General features: G+C 32.3%; 15 protein-coding genes. All 15 read right to left on the bottom strand.

Annotated features, from left to right (window positions below; genetic code table 11):
- Positions 1-33 precede the first annotated feature (33 nt).
- Positions 34-426, bottom strand: a complete 393-nt coding sequence (locus FOF46_RS16190) for a DUF5367 family protein (protein WP_109436724.1) — start codon at positions 424-426, stop codon at positions 34-36.
- 45 nt (positions 427-471) lie between these two features.
- Positions 472-966 carry an anthrone oxygenase family protein gene (locus FOF46_RS16185; RefSeq protein ID WP_109436725.1) on the bottom strand — a complete coding sequence of 165 codons (495 nt, stop codon included), beginning with the start codon at positions 964-966 and terminating at the stop codon, positions 472-474.
- Positions 956-1,318, bottom strand: a complete 363-nt coding sequence (locus FOF46_RS16180; protein WP_143917177.1) for a hypothetical protein — start codon at positions 1,316-1,318, stop codon at positions 956-958. The genes FOF46_RS16185 and FOF46_RS16180 overlap by 11 nt, the downstream gene beginning before the upstream one ends.
- 95 nt (positions 1,319-1,413) lie before the next feature.
- Positions 1,414-2,268 (bottom strand): helix-turn-helix transcriptional regulator, encoded by an 855-nt coding sequence (locus FOF46_RS16175; protein ID WP_143917176.1) that lies wholly within the window; start codon positions 2,266-2,268, stop codon positions 1,414-1,416.
- A 181-nt stretch (positions 2,269-2,449) separates the two neighbouring features.
- The gene (locus FOF46_RS16170; protein ID WP_208746786.1) at positions 2,450-3,670 is read right to left on the bottom strand and encodes an efflux RND transporter periplasmic adaptor subunit; all 1,221 of its coding nucleotides are present in this window, start codon (positions 3,668-3,670) and stop codon (positions 2,450-2,452) included.
- Positions 3,671-3,672: 2 nt separating this feature from the next.
- Positions 3,673-8,010 carry a CusA/CzcA family heavy metal efflux RND transporter gene (locus FOF46_RS16165; RefSeq protein ID WP_143917175.1) on the bottom strand — a complete coding sequence of 1,446 codons (4,338 nt, stop codon included), beginning with the start codon at positions 8,008-8,010 and terminating at the stop codon, positions 3,673-3,675.
- A 76-nt stretch (positions 8,011-8,086) separates the two neighbouring features.
- Positions 8,087-8,398 (bottom strand): DUF6660 family protein, encoded by a 312-nt coding sequence (locus FOF46_RS16160; RefSeq protein WP_143917174.1) that lies wholly within the window; start codon positions 8,396-8,398, stop codon positions 8,087-8,089.
- 172 nt (positions 8,399-8,570) lie between these two features.
- A complete protein-coding gene (locus tag FOF46_RS16155) occupies positions 8,571-8,963 on the bottom strand; it encodes a DUF983 domain-containing protein (protein ID WP_109436731.1) in 393 nt (130 codons plus the stop codon).
- A gap of 338 nt (positions 8,964-9,301) precedes the next feature.
- Positions 9,302-10,396, bottom strand: a complete 1,095-nt coding sequence (locus tag FOF46_RS16150; protein WP_244299631.1) for a formylglycine-generating enzyme family protein — start codon at positions 10,394-10,396, stop codon at positions 9,302-9,304.
- Between the two features lie 157 nt (positions 10,397-10,553).
- Positions 10,554-11,192, bottom strand: a complete 639-nt coding sequence (locus FOF46_RS16145) for a copper homeostasis protein CutC (protein ID WP_143917173.1) — start codon at positions 11,190-11,192, stop codon at positions 10,554-10,556.
- Between the two features lie 45 nt (positions 11,193-11,237).
- Positions 11,238-13,172, bottom strand: coding sequence for a glucosamine-6-phosphate deaminase (gene nagB, locus FOF46_RS16140; protein WP_109436733.1), 1,935 nt, complete (start codon positions 13,170-13,172; stop codon positions 11,238-11,240).
- Between the two features lie 233 nt (positions 13,173-13,405).
- On the bottom strand, positions 13,406-14,305 hold the full coding sequence (locus FOF46_RS16135; RefSeq protein WP_109436734.1) for an ROK family protein: 900 nt from the start codon (positions 14,303-14,305) through the stop codon (positions 13,406-13,408).
- A gap of 235 nt (positions 14,306-14,540) precedes the next feature.
- Positions 14,541-17,198 (bottom strand): glycoside hydrolase family 3 N-terminal domain-containing protein, encoded by a 2,658-nt coding sequence (locus FOF46_RS16130; protein WP_143917172.1) that lies wholly within the window; start codon positions 17,196-17,198, stop codon positions 14,541-14,543.
- A gap of 232 nt (positions 17,199-17,430) precedes the next feature.
- Entirely contained in the window at positions 17,431-18,837 is a 1,407-nt protein-coding gene (locus tag FOF46_RS16125) for a sugar MFS transporter (RefSeq protein ID WP_143917171.1), read from the bottom strand.
- 42 nt (positions 18,838-18,879) lie between these two features.
- Positions 18,880-22,197, bottom strand: coding sequence for a VCBS repeat-containing protein (locus FOF46_RS16120; RefSeq protein WP_143917170.1), 3,318 nt, complete (start codon positions 22,195-22,197; stop codon positions 18,880-18,882).
- Between the last annotated feature and the right edge of the window lie 112 nt (positions 22,198-22,309).

Below are 22,309 nucleotides of genomic sequence, written 5' to 3'. Positions count from 1 at the left end.
TGAAACTTTTTGATTTTACTTCTTATAAAAAATTTACTTTATTTCTCTTGATAAAACTTTGGTATACCAATACAATACTGAGGTTGCGATAAATTCTATTCCTATGAGCCAAAAACCCGCAGCAGTGAAGAAATTATAATACGTTCCTCCGTTGGGTAGTATTAAAAAGGGTACAGTAATAATAACATCTAACAATGTTGCAATTAAAAAGAAAGCTAATCCTATCCAATATCCTTTTACAGTACTATCTTTTCTATAGTACAGTTTTGTTCCAAACCAAACCACAGGTACTACTCCTAAAGAAAGAAATATATTTGCCTGTAGTTCTGTGTCTTTTATAATAGAAATGTAAAAGGAGAGTGTATAAAGGCTTACTCCAATACTCCAAATAATTATTCCAATGATTATTGCTCTTACTAACTTCATAATTGTTCGTTTTTTGATCCTACCCAATCGCAGAGTGATTTAATTTTATTTTGTAAAAATGATTCCTATCAACAGTAAGGCAAATGAAATGAATGAAGTGATAGTTCGTTGGATGTGCCATCTGTTCCAAGGTTGTTCAAACTTGGTTCTCAATTCTGCCAATTCTATAGCCGAGAGATTTTCTAGTATGGTCTTGTCTAGTATTTCATTGAGTGGTACATTTTTAAATATTGTAATAAGACCTACACCCACAAAAAAGAGTATGGCTGCAAGTAGAAACGACCAAAATGTGGTAGGATTTGCATTCTTATGTAAAAAGGCATTTACTGAAAGAAATATTACAGGCGAAAAGAACACAATTAGGAAACTCGGGTTGATAATCGCACGGTTCATTGCCTGAAAGGATTGTAGAAACGTAAGATCATCTAATCTCCCAATGCCAGAAGTGACAGTGTTTGACCAGTTAAAACACAATCCAGCTGTAAGCCCTGTGAATAAAATACCAAGTAGTAATATAATGAGTTTGATTTTATATTCCATTGTTATGATTTTTTGTGGAGGTTATCCAGGTTAATAATTCTTGGTACTCTTGGTTTGTGAGTTTGATTTTCTTACCCTTTGGCATTCGCTTTTTTATGAATGTTTGCTCATATACATCAGCTGCCCAAGGGTTCATATTTTCTTTGGTGAACACCCGCCTTCTATTACGCTCAACATGACAGACATTACATTTGTTCGTAAGGATTTTGTATGCTCTTAACTCAATAGAATCTCCTGCTGCTCTATAAGTTGATTTGGTGTAAACGAAGTTTTGTCTTTGTTCTCTTTTTGAGCTCTGTGCTACCAGAAAAGAGAGTGTCAGTCCGAGGATAATTTTTACTAATGCGGTCATCACTGTTTGTTTTACTAATTAGGATGACACAAAATTGCATGTTATCAGCTCGATTTATTTATTCGAGCGGAAATATGATTTGTTCGAAAAGTGCATTACTTGAGTTGACTGGGTCTATAGCCAAATTTTTTTGCGAAAGCATTGGAAAAAGAACTAAGACTATCATAACCTACCTGCCAGGCAGCTTCTTGTACAGTAGCATTATTTTCACTAATAAGTTTGTGAGCAGAAGAAAGCCTTTCATTTTGAAGGTATTTGAATACAGGCACCCCAAAAACAGCTTTAAATTCTTTTTTGAGTTTTGTAGTATTTAACCCTATTTGTTGGGAAAGTTCATTAAGAGAAGGTGGGTTTTCTAAATCCCTCAGTAAAACTTCTCTAACTTCATTTAGTTTATCTCTATAATGGAGTTTTGAACGCGAATTATGCATTAATGCCAATTGTCCAAAAAAATGAGAAAGTAACGCCGTTATCTGACTTCGAAAAAACATCATTTTTGTCTTTCCAGAATACTGGTTAGCAAAAATTGCGTCTACTATACGTTCCATTTCAGGAGTCATGAAAAAATTAGGACCTTCGACATAATGATCTTTTGGATGAACCAATTCCTGAAGCAAATCTCTAAAAATCTCTCCTTCCTGATTTGGTAACTTATCGAGATTCTTTAAAGCAGTAGCCACCACAATACACTCCAGGTTTTTATCTGGGGAAATAGTATGTTCAAATGCTACATTTTCATCAGCATAAAAAGAAAGTGCCAGACCCTTTGTATGCTGGAATTTTTTAGTTACCTGTCCATAGTTTACAGCTAAGTCTACATTACCCGAGCCATAAAATGCAACAGCAATAAGTGGTTCTTCAAAACGGCATACATCTACTTCAATATTTGTTGCACTACCTTCTTCAAGCAAAATAACAAAGTCATTAATATGTATAAAATCTCGAGTCATAATATTCTATAAATTTAACAATTTGAAAATATTAAAGTTTTTTGATTTTACCTCTTAAGAAATTGTCATTTTTCTACCAGTTAAAAACCGATCATATAATTTAACATATTAAGCAAAATTCAGAAATGAATATCTTTACATATAAAATATTAGCCTAACACTTTTTCTTTTTTATACTAGCTTAATGTGAGTGTCCAGCTTCGCTTTTTTTCATCTCTGCCATTAAATAATATGATCCACTTTGAGCTAAGTGTATTCCTTTGCTTGTTTTTTCTTTAAAATCAAAAATTGTAAATCCATTACTTGTCGATTTTACAATGACTTCTTTAGGAACAAAATTCCAAGAATTGTTATCCTTCTTTTCTGCCACAAACACGTAAAATGTTTCATTTTCCTGAATAATAGCACCTTCTGGTAAAGCTTGCTCCAAAGTATTCTCGGTAATGATTCGTGCAGTAACATACATTCCTTGTATTAAATTTTTGTTCTTATTTTCTATCTCTGCATGTACATGTAAAGCTTTCGGTCCTTCTTCAAAAGATTTTCCTACAGAATAAATTTTTGCAGTCATCTCAGTATTACCCAGTGCTTCAATATTAATCTTTACTAATTGTCCATTCTTTACCTTGCTAATATCTTTTTCAAACACCATTAAATCTGCATGAATATGATCTGTATTCACAATTTCAAATAAAGGTGTTTGTGGCTCTACATATTGACCAGATTTCACCTTTACTTTTTCAATAAAACCATCTATTGGACTTTTTATCAAGGCTACTTGTGAGATATTTCCTTCTCTAATATTTTTTGAAGAAAGTCCTAAGAGTCTTAATTGACTTTCATACCCTTTAACCAAACCCTTGGTACTTGAAAATATAGATTTTGCTTGTTGATAATCACGTCCTGAACCTACTTGTTCATCATACAACTTTTTTTGACGATTATAATCTTGTTCTAAAAAAACAAGTTTATTATACGCTTGTAAATAATCAGTTTGCATTCCTATGATATCTGGATGGCTTATATACGTTAAAACCTGTCCTTTACTTACCTTATCCCCTTCTATCACTTTAATATTACTAATATTAGCTCCTAAAACGCTGGTTACGATTGCTTCGTTTTGAGGCGGGACTCCTAGTGTTCCATTTACCTGAACATAACCATTCATATTACGCCTGATAAGTGTATCTATTTTTATCCCCAATATATCGACCTGTTCTTGGTTTAACAATACTCCTCCTCCATGTTTATCATTATGACTACGTTTTTCATTTTTTTCTAAATTTTCTATTGCCGTATTGTTTACATTAGAATCTTTGTCTTTTTCGGATATATACTTACAACCTGACATGCACATTACAATACTCAAGATTAGTATAACATATTTATTATTATTTTTCATTTTTAAGACTTTAGGTTTAAGAAATATTCTAATTGTATTTTATTTTCTAAATAGTATTGAAGTACTTGCCAGGTATTTATTTCTAATTGAACGGCATCTTTTATACTTTGAATGAAAGTGATATAATCCATTGCTCCTTCTTTATAGGATAAAATGGCTCCATTACGTTGTTCTATTGCAAGTGGTAATGCTTTGTTTTTATAATAGTTCCATTGTTTTTGCAATTGTTCAAAGTTTGTTAGTAGTATCGAATATTTACTTTTAAGTTGTTCTTCATTTGCTTTCTTTTGCTCTTCGATAATAGATGTATTTATTTTGGCTGCCTTTGCCTTTCCTCTTATTTTATTAAAAATCAATGGAAATTGTACTCCTAACTGATAGCTCTTAAAACCTGATTGTTCATCTATTTTCTGAAATCCGTACCGTGCAAACAGTTTCGGTAAAAATTGTGACTCTGCTACTTTTTGCCTCGCTTTTACAATATTAGACTGTGTCTGCCAATATTTGAAAAGAGGGTGGTTTTCTAAATTCTCTTCTACAATAAGAATATCATTATCAAAGGTACTCAATGGTATATCTGCGACATCGAATAATTTATCGCCCAAAACCCATTGATTGAGCTCATGCAACGCCATTTGATAAGATGCATAAGCTTGCTCTTTTTGAATTTGTATTAACTTTCTTTGATTTACAGTAGCATTGTATTCTAGTTTAGAAATTGCCTCTGTTTCAAACCGTAGGTCAATTGCTTTATTTAACCCAGAAAATACGGTATCTATTTTGGCATAGGACTCATATAAACGTTTTGCTGTATAACTTTTTGCCCAAGCAATTTGAACTTTTTGTTTTAAGTCTAGCATACTTAATTCTACATTAGCTTCTGCCAGTTTGATATTCTCTTTTGTTAATCTGGTTTTTGAGACAATTCCAAAAATATCAATATTATTTTGTCCAATACCAAAGGTAGTATATACACCATCATTACTATTATTTCGTATTTCTTCACCCGAAGTAAAAATTTGTGTATTTCCAAAATCCCAAGCGGTAGTTTTCAAAGCTTTTTCTTTTTCAACAGAAAGTTGTGCAGCTTTTAATGTAGGGTAGTTTTCTATTGCCATGGTAATTGCTTCATCCATAGAAATTTTTGACTGCTGTGCATGTATTGTACTAAAAAAGAATAGTATAACAACCGTTGCAATAATCCTATTTGGTTTTATAGATTTCATTTTATCTTCTTCTCTATTTTCTATCCATTTATACAAAATGGGGATAATAAACAATGTTAATAATGTAGAGGTTAGCAGACCTCCTATTACTACTGTAGCAAGTGGTTGTTGTACCTCTGCCCCAGAGGAAGTGGATAGTGCCATTGGCAAAAACCCTAACATATCTGTAAGTGCTGTTAATAATATAGGCCGAATGCGTCTTTTTGCACCTATTCTAATTCGTTCATTAATATCGGTGATGCCTTCATCCTTTAGTTCATTAAATCCACTTATAAGTACCAATCCATTAAGAACTGCTACTCCAAATAACACAATAAACCCAACTCCTGCAGAAATACTAAAAGGCATATCACGAAGCATTAAAGAAAAGACTCCTCCTATAGTCGCTAACGGAATAGCTACATAAATCATTATCGTTTGTTTAAACGATTTTAAAGCCATAAAAATGAAAAGAAAAATCAAACCTAAAGCTATTGGAACTACAGTTTTAAGTTTGGATGTTGCTCGTTCGAAGTTTTCAAATGCTCCACCATAACGAACATAATATCCCGCTGGAAATTTAACCTGAGCTTCAATTTTTTGTTGAATTTCTTCAACTAGAGATTTAATGTCACGACCCCTTACATTAATACCAACATAAGTCCTTCTATTCGTATTATCTCGGCTTATTTGCATTGGCCCCGGTTTGTAACTTATACTGGCTACTTCTTTTAACGGAATCTGTGTCCCATTGGATAGGGGAACAAACAGATTTTTTACATTACTTAAGTCTCGACGTAATTCTTCTTTAAGGCGTACCACCAAGTCAAAACGTTTTTCTTGCTCAAAAATAGTTCCAGCTACACCTCCTGCAAAAGCAGTTTCTATTAGTTTATTGAGCTCTTTTATTTGCAAACCGTATTGAGCAATCTTCTTTCTGTTATACCGAATAGTAATTTGTGGTTGTCCCGATATCGCCTCTACTTTCATATCTGCAACACCATCTACAGAAGCTACTATTTTTCCTATTTCTTCTGCCTTTTGTGCTAGGACAATAAGATCATCCCCATATAATTTTATAGCAATATCTTCACGAACACCAGTAATGAGTTCATTAAAACGCATTTCAATTGGTTGAGTGAATTCATAATTAACTCCAGGAACCTGTTCGATTTTTGCCTTCATCTTATTTATGAGTTCTTCTTTGCTGGTAGCATTTGTCCATTCTGAAATTGGCTTCAGAATAACAAATACATCTGCAATATCCATTGGCATAGGATCTGTGGGTACATCGGCAACTCCTATTCTACTAATAATATCTTTCGCTTCAGAGAAATTCTCCTTCACGATTTTTTCAATTTTTGTAGTGGTAGAAATTGTTTCTGACAACGAACTCCCGGGCTTTAAGATCGCATGAAATGCTATATCTCCTTCATCTAATTGAGGAATAAATTCTCCTCCCATTTTGGTAAACGTAAATACTGCCAAACCAAGTAATAGAATTGATAAAACAACAATAACTTTTCCCTTTTCTAAAGCTTTTAGCAATCCCTTTTCATAGTTACGCTCTAACCAAAGAACAATCTTGTCTCCCCAGTATTTCTTTTCAACATCTGGAGTTTTTAGAAATAATGAGGTAACCATGGGAACATACGTTAAACAAAGTATCATGGCTCCAATCATAGCAAAACCAAAAGTTAAAGCCATTGGAATAAACATTTTTCCTTCAACTCCTTCTAACGCCAAAATCGGTAGGAAAACAATTAAAATAATAAATTGTCCAAAAAAAGCAGTATTCATCATTTTAGAAGAAGCCTTATAGGTTATATCATCCCGATCTTCAGATGAAATAGTTCCTTTCTTCTTAATTCTTTGATAAATAAGAAAAATAGTGCTTTCAACTATGATTACAGCTCCATCTACGATAATACCAAAATCAATTGCGCCAAGGCTCATAAGGTTTGCCCAAACATCAAAAACATTCATTAATATAAAAGCAAAAAGTAAAGAAAGAGGAATGGTAGAAGCAACAATCAAACCCCCTCTCCAATTTCCTAAAAAGAATACTAAAATAAAAATGACAATAAGTGCACCTTCTAACAAGTTATTCCTTACAGTTGAAGTAGTATTTGTAATTAATTTACTTCTATCTAAAAAAGGCTTAATAGTAACTCCTTCGGGTAATGATTTTTGAATTTTATCTATCCTACCAGTAACATTTTTAATAACATCATCACTACTAGCTCCTTTTAACATTAAGATCATACCGCCAACAGCTTCTCCTTCTCCATTTTTGGTCAATGCTCCATAACGTGTTGCTCTTCCTAATTGTACTACTCCAATATCTTTTATAGTAATAGGAATACCAACTTTGTTTACTACTACAATATTTTCAATATCTTCTAAACTTCGTGCTAACCCTTCTCCTCTAATAAAATTTGCTTGATGGTTTTTCTCAATATAAGCTCCTCCTGTATTTTGATTATTATTTTCTAATGCTTTATATACATCGTTAATTGTAATCCCAATAGCATTAAGTTCATTAGGGTCTATTGCAACTTCATATTGTTTTATGATACCTCCAAAGGCATTTACTTCAATCACACCAGGAACCATTGCCATTTGTCTGCGAATAATCCAATCTTGTATGGTACGCAATGCCATGGTATCATATTTATCTTTGTATTCTGGTGTAACCTCTAATGTATATTGATAAATTTCTCCTAACCCTGTTGATATAGGACCTATAAATGGTTCTCCAAACCCCTCTGGAATATGAGTTTTTATTTCATTTAATTTTTCTGATACCAATTGCCTTGGTAAATATGTATCTAAATCATCACTGAAAACTATAGTCACTACAGAAAGTCCAAATCTAGAAATAGAGCGAATTTCTATTACTCCAGGCAAATTAGCAACAGCGATTTCTACGGGGTATGTAACAAATTGCTCAATGTCTTCGGTACTCAAATTGGGTGCTTGAGTAATTACCTGTACCTGATTATTGGTAATATCAGGCACAGCATCTACAGGTACTTCTTTAATACTATAGATTCCGGCAACTATTAATGCAATGGTAAACAATGCAATAACTAATTTGTTATTGATTGAAAACTCAATAAGTTTATTAATCATTTAAGTATATTTAATTTAGTTAAATGTCTTTGATTAAAGACCAAAAAGGACGTATGTATCCTATTAAAAAACTAAATTAAACCTGGGGAGGGTGCAATAAAGGGATTACAACATTTTGCTTCACATCATTATGATAAGTAAATATATCTGATGATATTATTATTGATGTTATTCTATAATCATGTAAATGATATGTATCTATTTTGGTATGACAGCACTGACAGGAACAAAAAGGAGAACATAATTCCATATGTTGATGATGATCATGCTGATTTGAATCTGAAATAAACTCTGTAGTATCCGAATCACTATCAATCACACCATCCTGACAAGGAACAAATGTAATCCCCAAGAAATACATCGAGAATATGATTGTTAGTATTTTCATCTAACAAAGATAAAGATTTATTTGTGCAATAGAATTGTAAAGGAAATAACTTGTTATTTTATAGTATAAATAAACTATAATATCATTAGGGTCAACAAATTATAAATTAGTTGTTTAAACATAACGACGTAGCTTATTTTCTCAAATATTTAAATTGTTCAAATATTTAATCCTATAATTTTAAATTTGCTTTAGATTTTTTATAACTCATAAAAAAGTTAATCCATATATTTCTTGAAGTTCTTAATATTATGGGTAATGAAACTACCATAACCACTACGATTACGCAATATGTAATAATTAAATCCAAATTAAAAACAAGATATGATAACACAAATGCAGTGACTGCAAAAGCTATCCCAACCGGGTAGCTTACATACATTGCCCCATAAAAGAAAGAGGGCTCTATTTTATATTTTGTACTACAATGACCACAACGTTCTTTCATTGCTAATACATTTGTTAATTTATATGGATTTGGTTCTACATACATACTTTCGCTTTGACAAACGGGACAGCTGCCTGTTAAAATACTATATACCTTAGTTCCTTTTAAAAATTTCATAATCTTTTTTTTAATAGGTTACGATTAGATTAATTTGAAATTTGATAAAGGTGAATATTGTACTAGTTATTATTGTATTTTTTACACCTTAGTATATATTTCAAACTAAATAAACAAATAATAAAATCATTAAAATTAAAACACTTTTATAATGAAGGTCAACCTTATTTTTTATTGAAATAGGGCTTAATCTTTATTATTTAGTCATTTTTACTTTACAAAGTTAATACGTAATAATAAGTATGTATTCATAAAATTATCCCCTTTTCTTGTATTTTTCGGACATAATTCATTTTTTTTATTTGTAGAATGGTATACATTTCAAACTACTTGTCTGATTATTGTTTATTTTTTAGGACTTCCCATTGTTCTTGAGTCATTACACCTCTAAAACCTACATGGTCTTGACTTGTATCTTGGCTAGAGTGCATTCTGGCACTCGCTCTGTAACTACTACAATAGCTATTATTACACAAAAAAGATCCTCCTCTTTGTATTCTCTGGGGTGTATAAGGTTGTCTTGGGTCAAAAGGTTTATCTGCTCCTTTTGGATCTTCGATAACACCTTGATCAGCGCTCTCTTTATAATATGTTACATTATACCAGTCTGAAGTCCACTCCCATACATTACCAGCCATATCATATAATCCATATCCATTGGGTTGATAGGTCCTCACTGGAGCAGTTGTAAAGTATCCATCTTTTAAACTATTATATAGCGGGAATGTTCCCTGCCAAGTATTTCCGAAAGCACTAATATTAGTATCATTACCCCATGGATAAAGTTTATTTTGTAATCCACCTCTAGCGGCAAATTCCCATTCTGCATCTGTAGGAAATCGTTTTCCTACCCAATTCAAATATGCCTGAGCATCATCCCAGGAAACCTGAACTACAGGATGATCTTCTTTTCCTTCAATCGAACTTTCTGGTCCTTGAGGGTGCTGCCAATTGGCTCCTTTTACCCAAGACCACCATTGTGACCAATCAAACAAATTATCTGTATCTACAGGTGTAAATACCATAGATGCAGCGACCAACATAGAATCATGCGGTTTAGGAGTCCCCGGAGGAACTTGTTTTTTTAGTTCTTCCCAATCTGGTTTTTTCTCGGCAGTAGTAACATAACCTGTAGCCTCAATAAATTTTCTGAATTCTGAATTCGTTACTTCATTAATATCCATCCAAAAACCGGAAACTTTTACCTCATGTGCAGGTTTTTCATCTGTACGAGCATATGAATCATTTTCTAATGCCCCCATAGTAAATTGATCACCAGTAATCCAAACCATCCCAGGAGGGCCATCTTTAGGTGTTTCTACCTTTATTTCTTTTGATTCCTTGGTTTTGATTGACTCTTCTGTCTGTCTTTTTTGATCACAGGAAATACATAGTAAAAGAATAATGCTTAATAAAAGCGTGAATCTCATCATAAAGTTCAATTTACATCTTAAAGAATTCATATTTAATGTTAAATATAATCACTCTTTATCAGTAAAAAGAAAGAAATATATAGAAGTTTAATAAACATTATTATTGAAAGCTCTTCGGACATTATATATCAATCTTCTTCTCCAGCTATGGTTTTCTTTAATCATTAACCTCATTTAAATTTCCAACTATTCGTTTTCCGTGATACGATGGCCCTTTAATAAATTGATGTAGTTTTTGAATATTGTCATTTGTAATGGATCCTGCAGAAATGATCTCTACTTTGTTTTTTGCTAAAGCTACCATCTTTTTTAAAATAACTTTCCCTTCCTTTGCTTTGGTTTTACCTCCTGAAGTCAATATACCAGTAATACCTTCTATTTTTATGAGGTCATGCAATGCTTTGATGATATTTGGTGTTTCATCAATCGCTTTATGAAATACTATTGCCATTGGCATAGCTATTTGAGCTAATACAGTAATTCTGTCAATATCAAGAGTATTGTCTCTTTTTAAAATTCCGAATACAACGCCATCTACTTTACTCTTATGACAATCCAGGATTTGGTTTTTCATTTCTTCAAATTCATCGTCAGAATAGACAAAATCTCCTCCTCTGGGCCTTATCATTACATGAATAGGAATATGTATTTTTTCTTTTGCTTCTATTATGATCTCTAATGAAGGGGTTATCCCACCAACACTTAAGTCTCCACATAACTCTATTCTATTTGCACCTTTCTGTTCTGCCAGTTGTGCCTGGGAAATTCTTTCTACACAAGCTTCTTTTATAAACATTTTTTTCTAATCATTTTTCTACAATATTTTATTGTATTTATGTTATTAAAAATGATATCTTTTAAAAGCTTCCATTGCTGCATAATCTGCCAATCCTAATTGATGATACTTCATTGCTGTATCTTGATTTCTTTCTTCTGCTCTAACCCAAAACTCTCTTGAATCATCTCCCTGAAACATTACTCTATCCTTCTGAGATTGATGAAAAAAAATAGCTTTTCTTTTTTTAATTACTTGATCTGGACTCATGGGTACAGCCATATCAATTTCGTGTAATCCCCATTCCTGCCATGCACCTCGATATAACCACACCCAACATTCTTTCATAAAATCATTTAACTTTATTTTTTCTATTGCAGAAAATAGTGCGTCCAAACAAACCCTATGTGTTCCATGAGGATCAGCTAAATCACCAGCTGCATATATTTGATGAGGCTTTATTTCTTTGATTAAATTTGATATAATTTCTACATCTTCTTCTCCCAATGGTTTCTTTTTTATAGCTCCCGTTTCATAAAATGGCATATTTAGAAAATGTACTTTCTCATCAGAAATATTAAGATATCGAGTAGCTCCCAGAGATTCTTTTTGTCGAATAACTCCTTTTAAGAATAATAATTCTGGCGTATTAAATTCAAAATTTTCTTGTGTTTGAATGGCTTCTACTATAGTATTAAAGACGTTATTATTACAATCCATTGTGGTTACCACTTCTACAAATTTTAGTGCTTCATGATTAGAAACTGCAATATTTCCAGAAGTTTGATACGCTACATGCACATCATGACCCTGTTCTACCAATCTATCCAGAGTGCCTCCCATAGAAATCACATCGTCATCAGGATGAGGACTAAATATAAGTACTCGTTTCTTTTCGGGGATTGCTCTTTCTGGTCTTGAAGTATCATCTGCATTTGGTTTTCCTCCAGGCCATCCCGTAATCGTATGTTGAAGTTTATTAAACATCTTAATATTTAAATCATATGCATTTCCTTCTTTAGCCAACAAACTCTCCATACCATTATCATTATAATCTTTATCAGTGAGTCTAAGAATTGATTTTGAAGTTAACTCACATAACCATATAATTGCATTACTTATTGTTTCCTCGGTCCACATGCATGGGCCAACAAGCCATGGAGTTTTGTATTGTGTAAGTAAAGAAGCTGCTCCTTCATCCAAAACAAAAGTTGTATTCTTATGTAATTGAAGGTATGTTGCAGGAACTTGAGAAGTAATTTCTCCTTCTATTGTTTTTTTTATGATCTCTGCTTTATTCTCTCCCCAAGCTAATAAAACAATTCTTTTTGCCTCTTTTACAGTACCAATTCCCATCGTAATCGCTCTTTTAGGGACATTTTCAAGTCCTAAAAATGAAGATGCAGCATCTGTTCTTGTAAGATGATCTAAAGTGATAAGCCTTGTTCTTGAATTATAGTGCGACCCAGGTTCATTAAAACCTATATGCCCAGTCCTACCTATACCAAGTAATTGAAAATCTAAACCTCCATACTTCTTTATTTTATTTTCATAAGCAATACATGTTTCTAGAATTTTATCAGGATGAGTATCCCCACTAGGTATATTTATATGATCCTTAGGAATATCGATATGATTAAATAAATACTCATGCATGAAATCATAATAACTTTGTACATTATCCTTTTCCATAGGATAATACTCATCTAAATTAAAAGTAACTACGTTTTTAAAACTTAAGCCTTTTTCTTTATGAAGTCTGATTAATTCTTCATATACTTTTATCGGAGAAGAACCTGTAGCTAATCCCAAAACACAATACATCTCGTCTTTCTCCTTTTGTCGTATTAAAGCAGCGATCTCATGTGCAACTTTATAAGAAGCATTATTAGAATTGTCATAAACGACATTATGAATTTTTTCGAATCTAGTATTCTCATAAATCCCTGCCTCTTTATAACTTATATCTTCTAAATTTCTATATCGAACTTCTGCAACCATAATTCTTTGTTATTAGCTGTTTAACTAATGATAAAGATAATTGAACTATGCTTTTCTTTTGAAAGAAATTCGACGAATAACTCATTATAACCAATCAAAATAAACTTAATCAATATCTATTAATATGTTTAAGCAGACAACTTTAATGATATTGATTTTTATTTGGATATTTTTAAAGGTTGAGAAATTTTAATTAAGCTTAAAATACTAAAGATTAGATCTTAATATGCGATTTAAAGTATATTATAAAAATGATTATCTGTTAGTCTTGCGCCCCCCATTAAAGCCGCATTTTCTTGAAGTTTACTTTTATGAATTGGTATCTCTATCCGCAATACATTAAATGCAGTGTACAATTCTTTTTCAAAAAAGGACCATGCGTTACTAATATTACCCCCTATGACAATGCCTTCTGCATCAAAATCCTGTATCCAGGAAGATAAAAAAAACGCCAAATTCTGAGCAAATTCTTTAAAAATTTGCGTTGTTATTTTTAGATGTTCTTTACATGCTATCAATTCTTTTACACCTGCTATGTCCTGACCGGTAATTTCTTTATAACGCCTTTGAAACCATTGTGTAGAAAAATGAGTGTCTGCAATACCATCTCCAAAAGGTAAATGATATAACTCTCCATATAGAGGAACCCCCTTACCTTTAGTTAAAGGAACACCTTTATTCAGAAAAGTTGCTCCTAAACCTGTTCCCAAAGTAATTGCAATACTCTTTTGATAAGGAATTAATTCTCCTACCCAAGCTTCTCCTATACCAAAACATGCTGCATCATTATAAAATCTAACAAAAACAGAAGGATCCAGATTCAATTTTTCTATGATACAACTTTTAAGATTTACATTACATAAGGTATCAAATTTACTTTCTCCTTTTTTGGGAAAAATACCATTCTTATAATCAAAAGGACCTGGTATAGCTATACCAATCCCTTTAAGTTTTTCCTCTCCCAAATTATCAATTGCCAAATCTATAGTACACATCCAACTCTCTAATATAAGATTTAAGTCGTCCTTATGTCCAACTTTCATCGTATAGATTTGCTGTATTTGATTTGGTTTTTTCTCATCTATAATTGCAACAGAAATATGACTACCTCCAATATCAACACCTAACACCATTTTAATGTTTTAAATATTTGTAAAATTTATTTTTATTTATGTCTTTCTAATCTGTAGTAAACGATAAATAATCGTGATCTAAAAAATGATAAACCTTATATGTTACTACTATAATTTTTAAATTTAATCAACCACTCTAAAGTTTGTTTTAAGTAAATCGACTGAATTCCCAATATAGAAAACCCCCATTGTTGTTGCGATAATACTATATTTTTTATCTGCATTTTATTAAGGATTACTTTACCTGGAAAGAAGATTCTAGTTTAATATCATTTGATGCTGCTCCAACCATAATCTTAAATTCTCCTGACTCGACTACTCGTTTCATTTCTTTATTCCAAAGTGCTAAATCATCAGGATGTAAGATAAAGCTTACTTCTTTTTCTTCGCCCGCTTCCAATTCAACACGCTTAAATCCTCTTAATTGAATTCTTGGAGTAACCACAGAACTATACAAATCGGAAATATACAATTGAACTACTTCTGTTCCTTTTCGACCTGAGATGTTTTTTATTCTCACTTTTACGTTTTGTTTTTCGTTATTAGTTATAGAAGGTTTGTCTATATACAAATCAGAATATTCAAATTTGCTATAGTTTATTCCATGACCAAAAGCAAATAATGGCTGATTACTGCCATCTACGTATCCTCCTGTAGAAGATTTTTTGAGGTTATAATACAGAGGTAGTTGACCAGTATACCTAGGGAAAGTAATAGGCAATTTTCCCGAGGGATTAACTTTCCCTGTGATAATATCTACTGTAGCTTTTCCTCCGAATTCACCTGCATACCAGGTTTCCAAAATAGCATCTACCTTTAAACTTTCATCTTCTAATGCCAAAGGTCTACCATTCTGAAGCACTAACACTATAGGTTTACCGGATTTAGATACCTCATTTACCAAGTTTTTACTAAAACTATTAAGTTCGAGATTAATCTTATCTTTTCCTTCTCCTGACTCTTCATCTTTCTCTCCTAATACCAAAACTACTACATCTGCTTTTCGTGTAGCTTCCAGTATTTTATTGGATACAGATTGTTGACTATGATTATCTGGCATGATCTTCCAAAAAAGCTTCATACCAGCATAGTCTTCATACTCTGCAAAATCTAATTCAAAGGCATATTTTTTTCCTTTTTCCAAATGCACTTTATAATGTGACCAACTATTTGTCTGTTCTTTTTTCCAATTATCCAGAACAACATTACCATCGATAGACAACCTAGCTACATCATCAGCAATCAATGCAAATTTGTAGGTTCCGCTATATTCAGGAGATAGATATCCTTTCCAACGAATAGAAAAATTATTATCAGAAATACCAGGAACCGGACTTAAGTTATGCCAATATTTATTCAAATTAGTTTCGACCTGCGTAAATTCGGGTTCACCAGAAAGTTCAACATTATTAAAATATTCTGCTAGTAGTCCTTTGTCTCCATTTTCAGTTTCAAAATATCGCTCATCAATTTGCTCAATACTATTTGCTGGAACCCCAACTTCGACAAAATCAATATTGTAGTTTGTTTCTTTAAAAGCATTAATAATAGAAACTCCTTCTACATTTTTAGGTGAATATCCTCCAAGTAAGACTTTATTGGCAAGCTCACCTATAACAGCAATATTTTTTACTTTATCACCTAGGGGTAAAATATTATTTTTATTTTGAAGCAAGGTAATAGATTTATTCGCTGATTCTAATGCCAGTGCTTTATGGGCTGGGGAATGATATCTCTTTGCTTTTATAGTAGAATCAATGTATGGGTTCTCGAAAAGGCCTAATTTAAATTTAACATATAACACACTACCCACTGCTCTGTTCAAATCTTCGGTATTTAATGTTTTATCATTTATGGCTTCTATAATAGATTGTTGAAATAGTTCATGACTATAATCATAGAATTGCATGTCCAGACCTGCGCTAATCGATTTAGTAATAGCTTCTTTTGGAGTCGATGCTGTAAAATGAGAATTGCTTTGTTTGGCTATAGCTCCTAAATCAGAAAGTACCATTCCTTTAAACCCCCATTCTTCTCTTAAAACCTCTTTCAATAACCAAGGATCTGCAGCCGCGGGTACCCCATCCCATTCGTGATAGGCTGCCATAGCTCCCAAGGCACCTGCTTCAGTAAAAGCTTTTTCGAAAACATATAAAAAATTAGTACGAGCATCACGTTCTCCAGTAAAAACAGGAGCGGTATTTTTTCCACCCTCTGGAATACTATGAATCCCAAAATGTTTTGGTTCGGCAATAATAGCATTATCTGCAGTTAAGTCGTTTCCTTGCATTCCCTGTATTATAGCAACACCGTTTCGTGCTGCCAAATATGAATCTTCTCCAAAGGTTTCCTGAACACGCCCCCAACGTGGTTCGCGTCCAATTCCTAAAACAGGTGACAATACCATATGAACACCCACTGATCGTGCTTCTGCTCCTATCGCTCTACCTATTTTCTCCATGAGTTCTACATCCCACATGCCCCCCATTCCTATAGGAATTGGAAATGCGGTTCCTTTATTACCTTGGTAACCATGTAGCGCTTCTTCAATAAAAAGAACAGGAATTCCTAACCGTGTATTTTCTATGATATACTTTTGCAACTCATTAGAAACTTCTGCAGATTCTGGATAGTAATCATGTACAGAACCAATTGTTGTTTTTTTTAAAACCTTATCTGTTTTTTCAATAGATAACCTACCGCTATAAACCAAGTCATTTGAAGAGTACATATCTAATTGCCCTACTTTTTCTTCTAAAGTCATCCTAGATACCAAATCAGATACTCTTAATTCAATATCTGCATTTTCATTTAAGTATAAAGGTGTTTTTTGTTCATCTTTACAAGATAGTATAACAATCATAATTAAAAAACCTATTATTATTCTTTTCATATTTTCTTAAATCATCTCTAATTTATCACGGTAAGTAAAATATTCTTTTCACATAGCATTACTTTTACCTCACTCATTATTGGTAATATATTGGGTAAAAAACTATTATAGGTAGAATCCAAAAAATTAAGAATAATTCATAGTTTTTAACAAACATGTATGAATTACTTTTCATTATACAATTTCATATCGCATCGTCTTCAATTATAACATTTATATGTTTTAAATATTTCTACAGTGTATTCTTGACTTTATATCCCACTATTCCGTAAAACACTAAGTATATATAACATACCAGAGGTATAAAAAAGGATAATTGAATTCCTATAATATCTGCAACCGCTCCTTGCAACAAAGGAATTAATGCTCCACCAACAATCATCATAACTAATAATGACGATGCCTGACTAGTATATTTTCCTAAATCTTTTATTGCCAATGTAAATATATTTGACCATAAGATTGAATTAAATGCTCCAATCGCTATAGCACTCCAAAAAGCAATTTCTCCATGACTAAGTATCATGATTAAGAGTAATAGTATTATAACTCCTGCAAATAAGGTCAATACCTTTGAAGGTTTAACCCCTCCTATCATGAAGGCCAAATAGTTAATAAGTAAAAACACAATAAACAGCCATATTTTAGAAAACGGTAATAATTGTAGTGAGAACTCATCTGCTTCTACCTTTATTCCAGTAATAAAATACAAGACAAAAAAGAAAAGTATTGACAACCCAGCCATTAACAGATACTTTTTTGTCTTATCGGTAATGCTCCCCATAGAAACAGATCCTAAAAACCTGCCTATCATGGCACCTCCCCAGTAATATGATAAAAATACTCCCGCTTCTGCTTCCTCCATCCCCATAATTGATTCGAGACCAAAAAAGTTTATTAAAAAACTCCCAACAGACACTTCACCTCCTACATAAAAAAAGATGGCAAACATTCCTAAAACGACATGTCTAAATTTTAATACTCCTAATCCTTTCTCTATTTTCTCATTATTGACAAAAGAAGGTAGTTTAACGAATTTTATAATAACAGCTAGTATTAGAAAAAGTCCTCCATATATAAGGTAAGGCATTTTTAAGGAATCTACTGTAATTTCACCATTAGAAAACACTTTATATAATAATATAGCCCCAATAATAGGTGCTAAAGTTGTTCCAAAAGAGTTAAATCCCTGAGCCAAATTAAGCCTACTTGATGCCGTATCAGGGTTTCCTAGTATTGCAGCATATGGATTAGCTGTTATCTGTAAAATAGTCACCCCTGAAGCCAAGACAAATAAAGCCCCAAGAAAAATTCCATATCGTTGATAATTAGCTGCGGGATAAAAAAGACAACATCCGATACCACAAAGAATAAGGCCAATTATAATTCCATTCTTATATCCTATTTTGGAAATAGGATCTCCCTGACTAACAGAGATAATAAAATATATAAGTGAAATCACAAAAAAAGCTCCAAAAAAGGCAAACTGAATTAATGCTGCCTGAAAATAAGAAAGTTCAAATACTGCCTTCAAATGTGGAATTAAAACATCATTCATTACAGTAATGAATCCCCACATAAAAAATAAAAAGGTAATGGTAATAAAAGGTTTTCTGTAATTCATTTTTTGGTTATCCATAGTATTCAAACTTTTATCTTAATCTTTTAAGTATGTATTATGTTAATTATTGTATTTAAAAACCTGTATCTTATCATTATTATTAGCCACTAGAATTAGTTTCTGTTTTTTATCCTCTAGCATTTTCATTTTTCTAACATCTTTATTGGTAAAAAAACCACTTTCTAAAATTGTTTGTGTTGTAAAGCTACCTTTTCCATTCCCATAGAGCAATACACCAGTACCTGCATCATTACGCATAGTTTCTATTTCTGATACAAATAGATTTCCAGCTAATAAAACATCCAGATTTCCATCTGTATTAAAATCTTTTATAATCATATCATTTATATTAGAAAACTGTGTACTATTTGGTAAAACCGATATTTTAAAAGTACCATCACCGAGGTTTTCTATATAAGAACTAGCAAAAGTATGCGCTTCATAATGTAAAGCCTCCTGTAGGTGGTCATTACCATAGACATCATTTATCTCTAAAGAAGCAAAAAGGTCATATTTTTCTATTTTTTTCTTAAGACCGGGAACTTGTTGTGCAGAACATGAGAAACCTCTTAATGGATAGTGTTTTCCATAATTATAATACCCTAAAACTATATCTTTACTTCCATTATCATCAAAATCTTCATAGTATACATCAAAAGGTTTATCTGTGGTTGTTTTATACTTATAATTTAGTCCTAAATTACCTGCTATAAAATCTGTATCCCCATCATTGTCAAAATCTCCTTTCCCTATACTAAACAACCATCCAGAAGAACGGTCAAGCCCAGAAATATTTGACTTTTTAAATTTGCCTTTTTCATTTTCAAAAATTGTTATTGGCATCCATTCTCCCACAACAATCAAATCCAGATCTCCATCTGTATCAAAGTCATCCCAAACACCATCAGTAACCATTCCAATTTCTATCAATTCTGGTGCTATTTGTTGGGTAACATTCACTAATTTTCCTTTCTTATTTTCTAAAATATAACTTGAAGTAGGTTCTGGGTATGATTTTGGAGTTAATCTACCTCCCACAAATACATCAAGATCCCCGTCGTTATCAAAATCAGAAGGAACCACGGAAGATCCACTAACTGCTGGCAAGTTAACTTTAATGTTTTTTACAAAATTTCCTTCTCCATTATTTATATATAATCGATCCTTATAATATTCTGATGATGACTTGTACTCATTACCTCCACTCACTACGTATAAATCACTATCCCCATCATTATCTACATCAAAAAAAATAGCATCCACATCTTCAAACTTATAATCTTCTTTAAAAGATTTCTGATCTGCTTCTGTAAATGATCCTAGAGTATTCTGAATATATAATGAAGCAATATGATCTTTTGCAGCCCCAATATAAACATCTAACAATCCATCATTATTAACATCAGCTATTGCTAATGCCGGACCGAACTGAGACAATTTATGGGGTAACAAAATCTGATCTTTATAGTCATTAAAAGTATTTTCTTTATGCATATGCTTTAATTTCTGAAGCCTTGTCACATCTTCAAAAATAAAAGTTTGACGCTCTTTTTCTTTAGTGTTTTTTGAAATCGCCTCATCCATAAAAAGAGTAATCGTCTGATTGGTTTTTATATCTGTCATCCTGGTTTGATGATGATTTGGCCAATCTATTATCACCTCATCAATATTTTCAATATCATTTACTCCAAAATGTACGATATGTTCACTAGTAGAGTAAATCCCTCTGACCGCTGTTGTTTCAATAAATTGTTTTTCTTTTCCATAATTGATAGTAACTTTGGCGCCTAGAGTATTTCTATGTTTTTTATCTAATAGTTCGAATCTCAAAAAATTACAGGTAAAGTTTTCTCGGGCATTATTCTTATAAATAAATGCTTTTTCATTGATGTTATTTACCACAATTTCTAAATCTCCGTCATTATCCAAATCAGCATAAGCAGATCCATTAGAAAACGTTTTTTGATCTAACCCCCAATCATCCATAACCTTAGAAAAGGTATAATCCCCATTATTTTTAAAGGCATAATTTTTTAGTTTTTCCGAAGGTAAAATTTCAACGGTTTCCTTCAAATCAAGAATATCCCAAATACTAACATCTCCTGCATTGGGGTTATCTTTTACAAATGTATTGGCAACATTCATTACATAATTGGCCATTTTTTCATTAGCATCAGTATTACGTATATCTCTCAGCAATCCATTGGTTACATAAATATCTTTTAGTCCATCATTATCAAAGTCTGCAATTAAATTAGACCAACTCCAATCGGTTGAAGAAATATTGGCGAGTTCTGCAATTTCGCTATATGTTCCATTGCCATTATTAAGTTGAAGCGTATTAAACATATATTGGTAATGTCCCCCATTATGAACAACCTTCCAAAATGCTTTTGGGTTCATACCACTCATATTAGATTTTAATCTCACGTTATCTTCTGCGGCCATATCGGCCACCATAATATCTAAAAGGCCATCGTTATTAATATCAGCAGCGTCTACTCCCATACTAAAATATGACATATGGTTTAGAGCCTTATTCGCTGCATTCGTAAATGTCCCATCTTGATTATTAATATAAAAGAAATCTGGTAAGTAAAAATCATTAGCTATATACAAATCTACATACCCATCATTATTAAAATCTCCCGTAGATACACTATTTGCATTACTTGTTCTTAAGACACCTGCTTCTTCACTGACATCTACATAATGGGTATTGCCTACATTTTTATAGAGTTTTGAAGCATATTTGAGATCTTTTTTAAGATCAATACCAAAAAACTTAGAGTAGCTTCCCGGATTGGGAGGTTGATTAAGTAGAAAAAGGTCTACATAACCGTCATTGTTATAATCAAAAAAAGTAGCATGCCGGGTGCGTTCACTATTATCAACCCCAAATTTGGCTGATTCTTCAGAAAAAGTAAGGTCTCCATTATTGATATATAATTTATTTTTTCTTAATTCATCATCATCGTCATACAGCTCACGACAAACATATATATCCAAATGACCATCTCCATTTACATCTGCCAATGCAACTCCTGAAGACCATCCTCCATTATCAAAAATCCCAGCACTTTGCGTTATATTTTCAAAGGTTAAATTTCCTTTATTAAGGTACAATTGATCTCCCACAAGGTTGCCTCCAAAAAAAAGATCTTGTAATCCATCATTATTAAAATCTCCTATACCTACTCCTCCTCCTCCATAATAATTAGAATATAATAGGATATTTTTTCCCTTAAGATCGGTTACATTGTTAGAAAAAGATACTCCAGTCGTACTTGGAGGGAGTAATGTAAAAAGTGTATTCTCCTGAGCATTTACACTCACAAAAAATAAAAAGCTAATCCAATATATATGTATTACTTTCATCTGCTCTTTTAATTGTTTTCTATTTGTCAGATGGAATTCACCCTTGAAGTAAAATTGATATCAACTTTACTTCAAGGGTTCATTTCATGATTTTCAAGATAAAAAGAAGGGA

It is taken from the genome of Aquimarina algiphila (genome assembly GCF_007489275.1).
In the GTDB taxonomy this organism is placed as follows: Bacteria; Bacteroidota; Bacteroidia; order Flavobacteriales; family Flavobacteriaceae; genus Aquimarina; species Aquimarina algiphila.
Note: the sequence above shows the minus strand (reverse complement) of the source record. Positions and strands in the feature narration are given on the sequence as shown.